The sequence below is a fragment of the Streptomyces colwelliae genome, from assembly GCF_048158785.1.
Taxonomy (GTDB): Bacteria; Actinomycetota; Actinomycetes; order Streptomycetales; family Streptomycetaceae; genus Streptomyces.
Window position 1 is genome coordinate 1 of the sequence record NZ_JBLTJC010001026.1, and the last position, 403, is coordinate 403.

Below are 403 nucleotides of genomic sequence, written 5' to 3' on the forward strand. Positions count from 1 at the left end.
CTCCGCGGTTCTGGAAGTACTGGAAGGCCATCTTCAGCGCCACTTCCACGCCGGCGGACCCGTTGTCGGCGTAGAACACCTTGGCCAGCGGTTCGCGGCCGGCCTGGCGTGGCGCCAGTGCCAGCAGGCGTTCGGCCAGGGTGATCGCCGGCTCGTGGCCGAAACCGGCGAGCATCACCTGTTCCAGCTGCCCGGCCTGGGCAGCGATGGCACCACCGATGCGCGGTTCGGCATGACCGAACAGATTGGTCCACCAGCTGCTGACCGCGTCCAGATAGCGGTTGCCGTCGTGGTCGATCAGCCATGCGCCTTCGCCACGGGCAATCGGTACCAGCGGCAGGGTGTCCGGATGCTCACGCATCTGCGTGCACGGGTGCCACAGCACCTGCAGGTCGCGCTGCCG

The 403-nt window shown here is 68.0% G+C and carries 1 protein-coding gene; it reads right to left on the reverse strand.

What is annotated here, in order from left to right; all coding sequences use genetic code 11:
* Positions 1 to 403 (reverse strand): aminotransferase class III-fold pyridoxal phosphate-dependent enzyme (locus tag ACNFOC_RS55665; protein WP_416966482.1); only part of this gene is annotated, 403 nt, incomplete at both ends.